Origin of the sequence: Streptomyces venezuelae (assembly GCF_008642335.1) — a bacterium.
GTDB classification, from domain to species: domain Bacteria; phylum Actinomycetota; class Actinomycetes; order Streptomycetales; family Streptomycetaceae; genus Streptomyces; species Streptomyces venezuelae_F.
Window position 1 is genome coordinate 4528432 of record NZ_CP029191.1, and the last position, 13672, is coordinate 4542103.

Annotated in this window: 8 protein-coding genes and 1 pseudogene; 2 read left to right on the plus strand and 7 right to left on the minus strand. The window is 69.7% G+C overall.

Features of this window, described 5'->3' with window-relative positions; translation table 11 throughout:
* Positions 1-295 precede the first annotated feature (295 nt).
* Positions 296-2824 carry an ATP-dependent Clp protease ATP-binding subunit gene (locus tag DEJ49_RS20550; RefSeq protein WP_150185475.1) on the plus strand — a complete coding sequence of 843 codons (2529 nt, stop codon included), beginning with the start codon at positions 296-298 and terminating at the stop codon, positions 2822-2824.
* A 99-nt stretch (positions 2825-2923) separates the two neighbouring features.
* Here DEJ49_RS20550 and DEJ49_RS20555 read toward each other — a convergent pair whose 3' ends face one another.
* The 6 genes and pseudogenes from DEJ49_RS20555 to DEJ49_RS20580 all read right to left on the minus strand — a co-directional run bounded on the left by DEJ49_RS20555 (position 2924) and on the right by DEJ49_RS20580 (position 9880).
* Entirely contained in the window at positions 2924-5503 is a 2580-nt protein-coding gene (locus tag DEJ49_RS20555; RefSeq protein ID WP_150185476.1) for an NACHT domain-containing protein, read from the minus strand.
* A 16-nt stretch (positions 5504-5519) separates the two neighbouring features.
* Complete coding sequence (locus DEJ49_RS20560; RefSeq protein WP_150185477.1) at positions 5520-8075, minus strand: NACHT domain-containing protein; 2556 nt, start codon at positions 8073-8075, stop codon at positions 5520-5522.
* 291 nt (positions 8076-8366) lie between these two features.
* Positions 8367-8537: pseudogene (locus DEJ49_RS20565) on the minus strand (DUF397 domain-containing protein); the annotation flags it as partial.
* A 25-nt stretch (positions 8538-8562) separates the two neighbouring features.
* Positions 8563-8775 carry a DUF397 domain-containing protein gene (locus DEJ49_RS20570; protein ID WP_150185478.1) on the minus strand — a complete coding sequence of 71 codons (213 nt, stop codon included), beginning with the start codon at positions 8773-8775 and terminating at the stop codon, positions 8563-8565.
* Positions 8772-8981, minus strand: coding sequence for a DUF397 domain-containing protein (locus DEJ49_RS20575; protein ID WP_150185479.1), 210 nt, complete (start codon positions 8979-8981; stop codon positions 8772-8774). Before DEJ49_RS20575 ends, DEJ49_RS20570 begins: the two co-directional genes overlap by 4 nt.
* Positions 8978-9880: a helix-turn-helix domain-containing protein gene (locus DEJ49_RS20580; RefSeq protein WP_150185480.1), complete on the minus strand. Its 903-nt coding sequence runs from the start codon at positions 9878-9880 to the stop codon at positions 8978-8980. Before DEJ49_RS20580 ends, DEJ49_RS20575 begins: the two co-directional genes overlap by 4 nt.
* A gap of 232 nt (positions 9881-10112) precedes the next feature.
* On the opposite strand from DEJ49_RS20580, the gene DEJ49_RS20585 reads away from it, so the two are divergent.
* The gene (locus tag DEJ49_RS20585) at positions 10113-10517 is read left to right on the plus strand and encodes an ATP-binding protein (protein WP_150185481.1); all 405 of its coding nucleotides are present in this window, start codon (positions 10113-10115) and stop codon (positions 10515-10517) included.
* Here the strand turns inward: DEJ49_RS20585 and DEJ49_RS20590 are convergent.
* Complete coding sequence (locus DEJ49_RS20590) at positions 10507-13647, minus strand: NACHT domain-containing protein (protein ID WP_150185482.1); 3141 nt, start codon at positions 13645-13647, stop codon at positions 10507-10509. The genes DEJ49_RS20585 and DEJ49_RS20590 overlap by 11 nt on opposite strands.
* Positions 13648-13672: the final 25 nt, after the last annotated feature.

A 13672-nucleotide genomic window follows, 5' to 3' on the forward strand; every position in this document is an offset into this window, starting at 1 on the left:
TGTCAGTCCTTACGGGTAAGACATCCCTAGTGGGGAGGGGCGACACGCGGTCCCGGGCGCCACACGTTCGCCATCGGCGTAGTGCTGGTGGGGGTAACTGCCTGGCCTGCGGGAACATCGTCTCGCACCATCGGGTTGGAGCAGTTGTCGGCGTTCGGGGTCAGGAGATCCTCCGAGTTGGGGTCCGGGTGTCGGCAGTTGGAATGAGCGGTCCCCGCTTGCGGGACTAAGCTGCGGAAGGACAGGGAGGGGACCGACCCCTTTACTGCCTGACCGCTCTGAGGAGCGATTAACGATGTTCGAGAGGTTCACCGACCGCGCGCGGCGGGTTGTCGTCCTGGCTCAGGAAGAAGCCCGGATGCTCAACCACAACTACATCGGCACCGAGCACATCCTCCTGGGCTTGATCCACGAGGGCGAGGGTGTCGCCGCTAAGGCCCTGGAGAGCCTCGGGATTTCGCTCGAGGCGGTCCGCCAGCAGGTGGAGGAGATCATCGGGCAGGGCCAGCAGGCTCCGTCCGGCCACATTCCCTTCACCCCCCGTGCCAAGAAGGTCCTGGAGCTCTCGCTCCGCGAGGCCCTTCAGCTGGGCCACAACTACATCGGCACGGAGCACATCCTGCTCGGCCTGATCCGTGAGGGCGAGGGCGTCGCCGCCCAGGTCCTGGTCAAGCTGGGCGCCGATCTCAACCGGGTGCGGCAGCAGGTCATCCAGCTGCTCTCCGGCTACCAGGGCAAGGAGACCGCCACCGCCGGCGGTCCTGCCGAGGGCACGCCCTCCACGTCCCTGGTCCTCGACCAGTTCGGCCGGAACCTCACCCAGGCCGCTCGTGAGTCCAAGCTCGACCCGGTCATCGGGCGCGAGAAGGAGATCGAGCGGGTCATGCAGGTGCTGTCCCGCCGTACGAAGAACAACCCGGTCCTGATCGGTGAGCCCGGCGTCGGCAAGACCGCCGTCGTCGAGGGCCTTGCCCAGGCCATCGTCAAGGGCGAGGTGCCCGAGACCCTCAAGGACAAGCACCTCTACACCCTGGACCTCGGCGCGCTGGTCGCGGGCTCCCGCTACCGCGGTGACTTCGAGGAGCGCCTGAAGAAGGTCCTCAAGGAGATCCGCACCCGCGGCGACATCATCCTGTTCATCGACGAGCTCCACACCCTGGTGGGTGCGGGTGCCGCCGAGGGCGCGATCGACGCCGCCAGCATCCTGAAGCCGATGCTGGCCCGCGGTGAGCTGCAGACCATCGGTGCGACGACGCTCGACGAGTACCGCAAGCACCTGGAGAAGGACGCCGCGCTGGAGCGCCGCTTCCAGCCCATCCAGGTCGCGGAGCCGTCGCTGCCGCACACCATCGAGATCCTCAAGGGCCTCCGCGACCGGTACGAGGCGCACCACCGCGTCTCCATCACGGACGAGGCCCTGGTCCAGGCCGCCACGCTGGCCGACCGGTACATCTCGGACCGCTTCCTGCCGGACAAGGCGATCGACCTGATCGACGAGGCCGGTTCCCGGATGCGCATCCGCCGGATGACCGCGCCGCCGGACCTCCGCGAGTTCGACGAGAAGATCGCGGGCGTCCGCCGCGACAAGGAGTCCGCGATCGACTCGCAGGACTTCGAGAAGGCCGCCTCTCTGCGCGACAAGGAGAAGCAGCTCCTGGCCGCCAAGGCCAAGCGGGAGAAGGAGTGGAAGGCCGGCGACATGGACGTCGTCGCCGAGGTCGACGGCGAGCTGATCGCCGAGGTCCTGGCCACGGCGACCGGCATTCCGGTCTTCAAGCTCACGGAGGAGGAGTCCTCCCGCCTGCTGCGCATGGAGGACGAGCTCCACAAGCGCGTCATCGGCCAGAAGGACGCCGTCAAGGCGCTCTCGAAGGCGATCCGGCGTACGCGTGCGGGTCTGAAGGACCCGAAGCGTCCCGGTGGCTCGTTCATCTTCGCCGGCCCGTCCGGTGTCGGTAAGACCGAGCTGTCCAAGGCGCTCGCCGAGTTCCTCTTCGGCGACGAGGACGCGCTGATCTCCCTCGACATGTCGGAGTTCAGCGAGAAGCACACGGTCTCGCGTCTCTTCGGTTCGCCCCCCGGCTACGTGGGCTACGAAGAGGGCGGTCAGCTGACCGAGAAGGTCCGCCGCAAGCCGTTCTCCGTCGTCCTGTTCGACGAGGTCGAGAAGGCCCACCCGGACATCTTCAACTCGCTCCTGCAGATCCTGGAGGACGGTCGCCTGACCGACTCCCAGGGCCGCGTCGTGGACTTCAAGAACACGGTCATCATCATGACGACCAACCTTGGAACCCGTGACATCTCGAAGGGCTTCAACCTGGGCTTCGCGGCCCAGGGCGACACGAAGTCCAACTACGAGCGGATGAAGAACAAGGTCAGCGACGAGCTGAAGCAGCACTTCCGCCCGGAGTTCCTGAACCGCGTGGACGACGTCGTCGTCTTCCCGCAGCTCAGCCAGGACGACATCCTCCAGATCGTCGACCTGATGATCACCAAGGTGGACGAGCGCCTGAAGGACCGGGACATGGGCATCGAGCTCTCCCAGTCCGCGAAGGAGCTCCTCTCGAAGAAGGGCTACGACCCGGTGCTCGGCGCGCGTCCGCTGCGACGCACGATCCAGCGCGAGGTCGAGGACACCCTCTCCGAGAAGATCCTCTTCGGCGAGCTGCGTCCCGGCCACATCGTGGTCGTCGACACGGAGGGCGAGGGCGAGACCGCCACGTTCACCTTCCGCGGCGAGGAGAAGGCGGCGCTGCCCGACGTGCCGCCGATCGAGTCGGCCGCCGGTGGCGGCGCGGGCCCGAACCTGAGCAAGGACGCGTGACGCTCGCGCTGAGCTGATTGTGTGAAGGGCTGCCCCGGACCGTCTGAGTACGGTTCCGGGGCAGCCCTTTCTCCGCGTGCGGGGTTATGACACAGGCTCTTACGCCGTGATCGTCACGCCCTCCGGTACGTTCCGTACGCGCGGCAGGCGCGGGTTGACGCGCAGGACGCGCAGGCCGGGGAAGCGGGCCAGCCACGCCATGTCCGGGTCGGGCAGCTCCGCGTTGATCCACAGGTGGGTGAGCCGCTCGGGGAGGAGGCCCGCGAGGAGTTCGTCGGTGCGCATGACGCCGGCCACCTGGATGCGGGGCCGTCCGCCGAGACCGCGCAGGGCGGCCAGCTCGGCCGCGTCGGACACCGGGAAGTACAGGCCCGCCGGATCGAGGTGGGCGATGATCTCCCGCGCGTACCGCTCGGTGTCGAAGTGCCGCCAGGGGCGGGCCAGCTCGGTGCGGATGGCGAGGGAGGAGCGGCCGCGCAGCCGGGAGAGGTAGTCGATCGCCGCGTCCTCCTGGACGCGGGTCGCCGTGATGGCGAGGAGCAGCGCCTGCTGGTCGCCGGGCACCTGCTCGGGGTCGGGCAGCTGCTCCAGGACGATGGGTCCGACCCAGCCGAGGCTGCGGGCACCCTGTTCGGTCGTGGGCCGCAGCAGGTTCTTCGTGCGGCGGTGGACGAGTTCCTGGACGGCCGGGTCGAGCTCGCTGACGTGTTCCAGGCAGGCCGCGGCCATCAGCCGCCGGTGGTTGACGTGCGGCCTGCGCAGGCCGGGGGCGGCGGCGAGCAGGCGCTCCAGGAAGGCCGCGCACTCGTCAGGACGAGCGTGGGCGGCGGACATCCGGATGACCTCCTCCCACTCCGGCTGGTGGGCGTGGTCGACGAGGGTGTTGAGGCGGCCGCGCGCCACGATCTCCTTAGCGGCCAGATAGTCCTGGAACGTGCGGTGGATGAAGTCGACGGAGACGCCCGCCTGCTCGCGCAGCAACCCGGTGCGGTGCAGCAGATGCCGGAAGATCTTCTCGCCGTCGCCCGCGGTACGGGCGGACGGGATGGCGGGCAGGGCGCCGTTCAGGACGTCGATGACGCGGTGCCGGGGCAGCTCCGACAGTCCCTCGTCGAGCATGGCGTGGGCGAGCTTGCGCAGAAGCAGCTCCCGGGCGCCCTGCTGGAGCCGTACGTCATCGGCGTACAGCACGTCCCTTTCGGGGTCGCGGCGCTGGAGCAGCATCTCCAGGGCGGCGTCGTAGAGCTCCTTGCGCCCTTTGGGCAGAGAACCGGAGCGATCCCGGTTGAGGGCGCATATGAGGCCGCACATCAGGGGGTTGGTGGCGAGCCGCCGCAGCTCGCGATAGATGCGTACGGAGTGCAGCAGCCGCTGCTCGTACTCCTTGAGGGCGTCCCGGTCCCGCTGCTCCCTGCACTGCTCGTCGCCCATGGCCGCGGTGTGCCAGTCGCGGATGAAGTGGGTGACCTGATCACGGGACATGGGGGCGAGCGACAGCTCCGTGAACCCCTCCTCGGCGAGGCGTTCCTGCGAGAGCCAGCCGTCCTCGACGGCGGAGGGCCGCGAGGTGACCAGGCAGGCGGTGCCGGAGAAGATGCGCAGGAGCCGCCGGAGCTGGTCGCGCAGGGCGCCGCGGGTCTCCTCGGGCGCCTCGTCGATCCCGTCGACGAGGAGCAGGGCGCGGCCGGCGAGAAGGGTCCGTACGACCCACCCTTCGGGCGCCTGGTCGGCCAGGGGATGGCGGATGGCGTGCAGGAAGTCATCGGGTGCGGGAAAGCCCTCCCGCGCGAAGCGGCGTACGGGCAGGACGAACGGCACGCGGGCGCCGTCCCGGGCCGCGTCCACGGCCAGCCACTGCACGAGCGTCGTCTTCCCGGAGCCCGCGACACCGCGCAGCAGCACCCGCTCGTGCCCTTCCAGGGCCCGGTCGGCGAGCAGCACGGTGCGCTGCTGCCCGCCGACGGCGTCCGTGGCGGGCCCGCCGCTGCTCTCCTCCGCCTGGAGGCTGAGATACGTGTCCTCCAGGGGCCACCGGTCGGGCGCATTGGCGAAGTCGACGCCCACGATGGTCAGCCACCCGTGCTGCCGCACGACTTCTTGCGCGTACGCGACTTCGAACTCGGCGTCTTCGCGGGACGGTTCGTTGCGCCGGGCGGCGGCCGCCACCTCGGCGTCGTTGAGATCGACGAGCTGCCGGACGCGGCTGGCGCGCTCGGGCATGTGGCGCTGGATGTACGGGGAGCGGCGCACGAAGTGGTGCAGTACGTGCAGACAGACGGCGACGAGCAGTTCGTCGTGGAACCAGGCGGCGTCGGGGCTCAGCCCGCGGTCCGCACCCTGCACGGCGCCGCGCAGCCGCCGCGCGTAGTCCTGCGGGCCGAGGCGCACGGCGTCGGCGTCGGTGAGGTCGAGCTCGCCGATGGCCAGGAGGGTGCGGGTCAGCACGTCTGCGACGGCGGGCAGTTCGGTCGTTGGTGCGGTGTGCCGTTCGGCGGCGAGCTGGATGAAGTCGGCGGCGGTGCGGTGGACGTGGTCCGGGTCGGTGGTGGCGTCGGGACCGCGCCAGGTGGTGAGGGCGGCGATCAGGTCGGGGGTGGTGGGGGGTCGGGAGGGGGTGCGGAAGAACCGTTGTACGAGGGGCATGGTGCGGGCCGAAGGGGTGCGTACTACGGGCTCCATGGTTATGAAGGGTAGGTCAAGTGGCCGTTGCGGGCGGGCTGTTGAGACGTACGCCGGACGGGACCTGTCGGGCTGTGTCCGCATCCACTGCTGTGGCCACGAGCAGGTCCGTGAGGCGTGGGAAGGCCGAGAGCCAGGCGAACCCTTCGACGGGGTGGGGTGCGTCCAGCGATAGACAGAGGAGCTGTTCGGGCACGATGAGTTCAGTGAGGTCCTCTACGCGGTAGGCGCCGACGACATGGATGTCCGGCCAGCCGCCGATGGAGCGCAGGGCGAGAAGGTCCTCCCGTCCGTGTACGAAGACCGGGGGGCTGAGAGACAGGTGCGCGATGATCTCCCGCAGATAGAGGTGGCGGTCGAAAGCCGGCCAGGACGAGGCCAGAACCAGCTGGACCTGCGGATCGTGATGGTCGCGAAAGCGGCTCAGGAAATGCAGCGCCGGAGTGCTGCCGATCGTGGCGGCCACCAGCGGCACCAGGTATGCGAGCTCGTCGCGGACTTCCTCGGGGCCGGGCAACAGCGAAAGCACCAGATCGCCGCCCGCCTCCGCCAGCGCGTACGCGTCCTGCCTCGTCCGCGGCGGAATCAGCGACCGTACGCCCTCCTCCACGCCCTGCCGCACCGCCGGCGCCAGCTCCGCCGCGTACGAGGCCGCAGCCGCCGCGAGCAGCTTCCCCCGCGCCGTCCCGCTCCCCACCAACCGCTGAAGCATCCGCTCGGCCTCCCTGGGCCGCGCGTGCGCGACCGCGAGCAGGATGACGTCCTCCCACTCCGTCCGGTCCGCGTTGTTCAGGAGCAGGTCGAAGTCCAGCTCCTGTACGGCCAGACGGGCGCCCAAGTAGTCCTGGAACGTGCGGTGCAGGAAGTGCACGCGTCCGTCAGCCGGTTCTCGCAGCAGCCCCGACCGCAGCAGCAGCCAGCCGTACACCTCCTCGCCGCTGCCGTCGAGGTTCATCGCGGGGGCGGCCTCCCCGAGGATGTGTACTGCCTCCGAACGGTCCATCTCCGCGCGGCTGTTGCGGATCAGCCACCAGGCGAGCTTCTGCAGGAGCTGCACCTGCGTGGCGAACGGCAGCCGTGTCGTGGCCCTGACGTCCCGCTCGACGTCCCTGCGTTCGAGCAGCATCGTCAGGGCGGCCTCGTACAGGGACTTCCTGTCCTGCGGCAGGAACCCGCGCCGCTCGCGGTGGAGGGCGCAGAGCATGCCGCACATCAGCGGGTTGGTGGCGAGCCGGTTCAGCTCGGAGGCGCCCCGCACGGCCTCCAGGAGAGCAGTCCCGATGACCTCATCGGCGCCTGCCGCACGGTGCCAGCGACGTACGAACGTCTCGACGTCGTCGCGGGTCATCGGCGACAGCGTGAGCTCGGCGAAGCCGGTGGTGTCCAGCCAGCGGTCCGGGACGGCGGAGGGGCGGGTGGTGATGAGCCACAGGTTGCCGGGGAAGGTCCGCGTCAGATCGCGCAGCCACCGTTTCGCCGACTCGCGCCGGTCCTCGGAGATCTCGTCGAGCCCGTCCACGAGGAGGACACCGCGCCCCGCCCGCAGTACGCGGTCCACCCACCCGGGCGGCTGCCCTCCGGCGACCAGGCATCCGACAGCGGACAGGAAGTCGGCCGGAATGGGGAGCTCCGAGCCCGGCCGTACGATCCGCCGCATCGGCAGCACGAACGGCACGCGCCCGATGAGGTGGGTCAGCCCGTGTTCGTACGTCCGGTCGGCCGCCGTCACGGCGAGCCACTGCACGAGCGTCGTCTTGCCGGATCCGGCGACTCCGCGCAGCAGCACGTGGTCGTGCTGGGCGAGGACTTGTTCGGCGGCGACCTGCGTGGCGCCCTCGCCGGGGCGGTCCCTGGTCGCCTCCAGGCTGAGGTAGGCCGTGTCGAGGGGCCACTCGCTGGTGCCGGCGTAGACGTCGAGGCCGTAGATGGTGAGGGTGCCGTGGTGCGAGGCGATGTACGACGCGTACTGCGCTTCGAACGCGGCGTCCTCGGCCGACTGTGACGGGAGCCGTTCGAGGAGTACGTCGACGGCTTTGACCAGCTGTGCGAGCTGTTGGCTCTGGTGTGTCTGCTGCCGGGCTATGTACGTGGAGCGCTGCGTGAAGAAGTTCAGGATGTGCAGGGACGCGGTGTGCAGCAGCCGGTCGAGGAACAGTTCGGCGTCGCGGCTGAGCGCGAAGGTCGCGACGGCCACGGCCGACTGCGAGCGCAGGGTCCGCGCGAACTCGTCGGGGCCGAGGGCGACGGCTTCGTAGTCCTCGATGGTGAGGGTGCCGAGTGCGCTGAGTGCGTGGGCGAGGGCGGACCTGACCGCGACGGCTTCGGTGGCGTCGACGGGGAGTTCGCCGGGTCCGGCGGCCTTGAGCGCCCTGCGGACGAGTTCGTCGGCGATCTTCTCGACGTCCTTCGGGGTGACGTCCCGCTTCTCGCCCTTGAACGAGACGAGCCCGGAGATCCGCACCGGCTTGGTGACCAGCGCGGCGCCCGGCTGGTCCTTCACGAAGAGCTTCTTCACGAGAGGCGCGACCGCGCTGGACGCGAGCCGGGCGCCGAGTGCGCTGGGGTCGACCATGGGTCGAGGTTAGGTCAACGGGCCTATCCAGACAGGGGTTTAGGAGTCACCGAGACGGCCGGCCTCCGCCTGCTCGATGCCGTCGATGGCTTCCTGGACGACCCGGGACAGGTCCTCTTCGGTGGGGAATCAGCTCATGCAAGGACGGTGATGTGTCACCAGGGCAATTGTGCAACGGCCTGTTGCGCAATTGGTCCCGGCCACGGGGATCGCTGTTCTGGCCTCGGTGTTCTTGCTCATGGCGCCGACGATCGCGTAGGGCGCCTTGTCCGGGGCGGGAATGATGTCACGTCACCCGAACGTGTGGTCGGGCGAGGTGAGGGTGCGTATGAGGGCGGCGAAGGCGGTGGGGCTTGTGGTGAGTGTGGTGGTGGGGGCGTCGCTCTCTTGGAGGTGGATCCGGCCGGTGGGGTGCGCTGCCACGTAGACGCAGTTCGCTTGGTCGCCGCTGAAGGAGGACTTCTGCCAGTCGGCGTACTCATGCCGGTCACCGCGGTCGGTCGGTGCCGGTTGCCGTGGTTGTGCGGGCGGTGAGTGTGCGCATGAGGTTGGCCAGAGCTACTGGGGTGGTGGTCAGGATCGTGGCGGGGTGGTCGCTTTCGTGGAGGTGGACAGTGCCGTCGGGGGCGGCGGCGAGGTAGACGCAGTTGGCGCCTGCTCCCTCGCTGAAGGAGGACTTCTGCCAGGTGAGAGTGCTCATTTCGGGGCTCCCTGGAGGGGGCGAGAAGTGGTGGTGAGGGTTCGTATGAGTGCGGCGAACGTAGCGGGGTGGGTGGTGAGGGTTGTGGCGGGGGCGTCGCTCTCCCGGAGGTGGACTGTTTCGGCATTGTGGCTCGCCGCGACGTAGAGGCAATTGACGCCTGCCCCGTCGCTGAAGGAAGACTTCTGCCAGATGAGTTCAGTCATCGTCGGGCTCCGCTGTGGGCGTAGTGGATGTGCTGGACGAGACCCAGGGAGTCTCGGTCTTCGAGGCGGTCCGGTGTGCTCTCGTTCACGATGGGCGCCAGTGCGCTGGCGCCCAGAGCGGCGATGGTCGCTCGGTACTGGGAGATCGCTTCACTGTCGTGCAGGGTCATGCCGGCGGCGGGGTGCTCGACGAAGACGGTTTCCAGTCCCGGCACTCCCGGGGAGAGGAGGAGGAACGGGGCGCTGCGCCAGGCCTGTGTCCCCTGGTCGAACGATAGGACCTGGATGGTGACGTGGGGGTTGTTGGAGCTACGGATCAGGTGCGCCAGTTGGTTGCGCATGACCTGAGGGTTGCCGACGACCATGCGTAGGGCCGCCTCGTGGATGACGGCGTGGAGGTGGGGCGGGTGTTCGCCGGTGAGGATGCGCTGGCGCGCGAGGCGGAAGCGCACCAACGTGTCGATCTCGGCGGGCCTGGCGCTGGGCCGAGCGTTCTGGAAGAGCGTGCGCATGTACGACTCGGTCTGGAGCAGGCCGGGGATGAGCAGCGTCTCGTAACTCGCGATGCTGGTCGCCCGGTCCTCCAACTCGGCAAGATCGAGCAGCTGCTGGGGCAGCTCCTTGCGGTACTCGGACCACCACCCCTTGCCGTTGCTTTCCGACAGGCGCACCAGTTCGTCGATGTAGGTACCACTAGTGCACCCGTACCGGGTTGCAAGGGTGTGGATGCGTTCCGTTGAGATGCCGGTTCTGGCCGCCTCGATGTGCGTCATGTGGGGTCGTCCCACGCCGATCAACGCGGCCGCCTCGATGAGGTTGAGCCCCGCGTTCTCGCGCAACTTTCGGAGCTCGACGCCGAGTCGTCGCTGGCGCTCGGTGATGTGCTGCCGCAGTGCCAAGGGTGGACCTCCCGGGAGTTCGGGCTCAGTTTGACGCCTCAAGGGTGAAGGTTCCACCGATTCAGGCAAGAAGGTTGCACTAGTGGCACCCACTCCCTACGTTGAGTGAGGCGACGCTCACGTCGGAAGCATCGCTGTCGACGCATTCCCCCGCCCTGCCCGCCCGCAAGGGCCACGTGGGGTCGGTCATCCACCAGGCGAAACAGCGACCCCAACGCCATGGAGGCGTCTCATGGGCGTACCCCCGCATGACCTCACGTCGGACAGACAAGACACCTACACCCTGTTCACCCCCGGCAACGCCCACTCCGCCAAGATCTGCCGTGACTTCGTCCAGCGCACCTTGGAAACCCTCGGCCTCGGCCACCTCGGGGACACCGCCGCCCTCTGCACCTCAGAACTCGTGACCAACGTGCACCAGCACACGAAGAGCGACGTCCACCTGAGAGCCGCCGTCGCCACCACCCACGTACGCATCGCCGTGTACGACGACGGCGACCAACTGCCCACGCCCCGCAGGCCCGACGCGGAGGAAGAGGGCGGTCGGGGGCTCTTCCTCGTGACCGCGCTGTCGGACGTGTGCGGGGTGACGCCCGTGAGCGCGGGCAAAGGCGTGTGGTTTCAGCTCAATCGGTGAGTGAGCCGTAGACATGTACGTCGATGTGGGCGGGGAGGTCGTCCACGCCTACCGCCGCCGCGGGGACCGTCAGCTCCGTCAGGCTCGGGTGGTGGGCCAGGGCGGAGACGTCGATGGGGGTGTTCCGGTCCGGGTTGCCCTCGGGGCGGTTCTGCAGGAACAGCCGCTTCAGCTCCGGCGCCAGCGCACGCAGGCGTGCGACCGCCGCCGTCCAGGACGGATCGGGGCGGAGCTGGAGGTCGACCAGGCCGGGCACCGTCAGGTCCGGCGGGGCGAGCGTGAGGGCGTTCGCCGGCAGGTGCAGGGCCAGGGGGCCCGGCAGGGCGGCGAACACCTCCCAGTCCGTCGCGGACAGCACATCGTCGTCGTCGAACGTCACCCGCTCCAGCGTCGGCCACCGGGTCGCGAGGTGCAGGTCGGTGAGGGAGGCCCGGGATTCCACGAGGCCGAGGAACCGCAAGGGGGCCTCGGCGGGGAACGGTGCCAGGCTCCACGGCTCCAGCGCGCCGACGACGCTGAGCCCGTCGAGGTGGCCGAGGGCACGCAGCGCCTCCGGCGTCAGCAAGGTCGGCGGGAACCTGTTGAGCAGCAGGAAGGTTGGCTCACAGGCCGCTATGAAGCGGGAGGCCACCGCAGGGGTGACGCCCGGCCTGATGTCCAGTTTTCGCGGACGCAGGCCCAGCCGGTCCAGCTCGGCGACCTGTTCGTCGGTGCGCAGGGTGAAGTGGATTCCGGTGCCGTCGAGTTGGGTGATGATCTGCTCCGCGTACGCACGGCGGTCGTACCGTTGCCACCCCCACATCAGCTGACTGCGGACCCCGATACTCCGGTGCCGGGCGAACCGGGCGAGGAAGGGGATCGCCGCGTCGGAGTCCACGCGCGTCCCGGTGATCGTCACGTGCGTGGCCTCCTCGTCGGTCAGGCCGTCCGGCCCCGGCAGCAGGTCGAGCACCATCGGCCCGACCTTCGCCAGCGCCTTCGCGTCCGCCACGTCGCGCGGCGGAATCAGCGCCGCCGTCCGCCGCTCCACCTCCTCCCGCACCGCGGGCGCCAACTCCGCCGCGTGTTCCAGGCAGGCGGCTGCCAACAAGTGGATCCGCTTGCGGGCCTGCTCCTCCGGGTGGCGGTCCCCGTGCGCGAGCAGGTCGCCCAGGATCTCCGCACGTTCACGCGGCCGCGCCTGCGCCACGGCCATGCGGATGACGTCCTCCCACTGGTCGTCCGCCGCATGCCCGGCGAGTACGCCGAAGTCGCCCTCGTCGACCGCCGCCCGCGCCCCCAGGAAGTCCTGGAATGTGCGGTGGACGAAGTCGACCGTGCCGGGTCCGGGTTCGCGCAGGAGGCCGCTGCGGTGCAGGAAGTGGGTGTAGACGGTTTGCGCGTCACCGAGGAGGGCCAGCTCCGGAACCGCGGGCAGCGCGTCCGCGATGATGGACTCGGCGCGCGAACGGTCCATCACCGTACGGCCGTTGCGGATCAGCCAGTACGCCAGCCGCTGGAGCAGCTGGAGCTGCGGCTCCTCGCGCAGCTCCGGGACCGCCATGTGGCGCTCCCGGTCCCGGCGGACCAGCAGCATGGACAGAGCCGCCGTGTACAGATCCTTGCGGCCCAGCGGCAGGAAGCCACGCCGGTCCCTGTGCAGGGCACAGATCAGGCCGCACATGAGCGGATTCGTGGCGAGGCGGCCCAGATCCGGCTTCGACCGCACCGCCTCCACGAGCTGACTCTCGTACGCGACGAGTTCCGCGTCCTCCTCCTGGACCCCCGTGGCCGCAGCCGCGTGCCAGCGCTCGATGAACGCCGCCACCTCCTCCTCCCGCATCGCGGAGAGTGTCAGCTCCGTGAAGCCCTCCTCGGTGAGCCAGTCCACGCGTACGGCCGACGGGCGGGACGTCACCAGCCAGCGGTTGCCCGGGAACGTGTCGATGAGGTCGCTCAGCCAGGCCCGGGTCCGGTCGCGTTCGGCGTCCGGGATCTCGTCGATGCCGTCGATGAGGACGAGGGCGCGGCCGGCCGACAGGACACGCGCCTCCCAGCCCTTCGGCTGGGTCCCCGCGAGCGGGCAGCCGACGGCGGCCAGGAAGTCCGCGGGGGCGGGCAGGCGCTCGCCGTGGCGGGTGAGGGTGCGCAGGGGGAGTACGTAGGGGACGCGGTCGTCGAGGTACGCCATGGACGGGTGTGTCGAAGACGGGGTCGGGCCCGCCACGTCCCTCCGCGTCGCGCTCACCGCAAGCCACTGCACGAGCGTGGTCTTGCCGGAACCCGCCTCGCCCCGGAGGAGGACGCGGTCGTGCGTGGCGAGGGCCTGGTCCGCGGGGAGCGGCGGCGCGTGCTCGGCGATCCCCAGCTCTTCCGCGTCGTGCCCCGTTTCCAGAAAGCGACGCTCCGCTTGCGTCAGATGGCGGAACGTCTGCGTGTGCGCCGGATCCACCGCCTCCAGCGACATATACGCCGCGTCCAGCGGCCACTTCCCCGGCGAGCCCGTCAGATCGATGCCGAAGATCGTCAGCTTGGAGTGCTTCTTCGCCACGTACGCCAGATAGCGCCGCTCGAAGGCGACGTCCTCCGAACCACCGGCGACCGGGGTGCGGGCGATCAACGCGTCGACCTTCGCGATCAGCTCGTCCTGCCCCCGGCTCTGCGCGACCAGCGTCGCCGCGACGAACGTGGAGCGCTGGGTGAAGAACTGCAGGATGTGCAGGCACGCCCACTCGGTGACCGAGTCGAGGTAGCGGGCGGCGTCCGCGGAGAGCCGCGAGTCCGGGGCCGCGCGAACAAGCTTCCGGGCCAGCTTCTCGTGGCCGAGCCGGACCGCCTGCACGTCGTTCATGTCGAGGTCGCCGAGCGACAGGAGCGCCCGGGTCAGGGCGTCGATGACCGCCTCGGTCTCGTCCGGCGGGAAGGGGCGCTCGCCGGGGGAGGCGAGGGAGGCCGCCACGAGCCGCTCCGCGAGGCGCCGCACGTCCCGGCCGCCCAGCGTGCGCTGCTCACCCCTGAACGACACCAGGGAGGAGAGCCGTACCGGCTTCTCCACCAGGCCCGCGCCGGGGCCCTCCCGTACGAACAGACGCTTGATCAGAGGGGCGACGGCACTCGACGCCAGGCGTGTGCCGATGACCGCGGGATCCATGGGCGGGAGCGTAGTCCGGGTCACA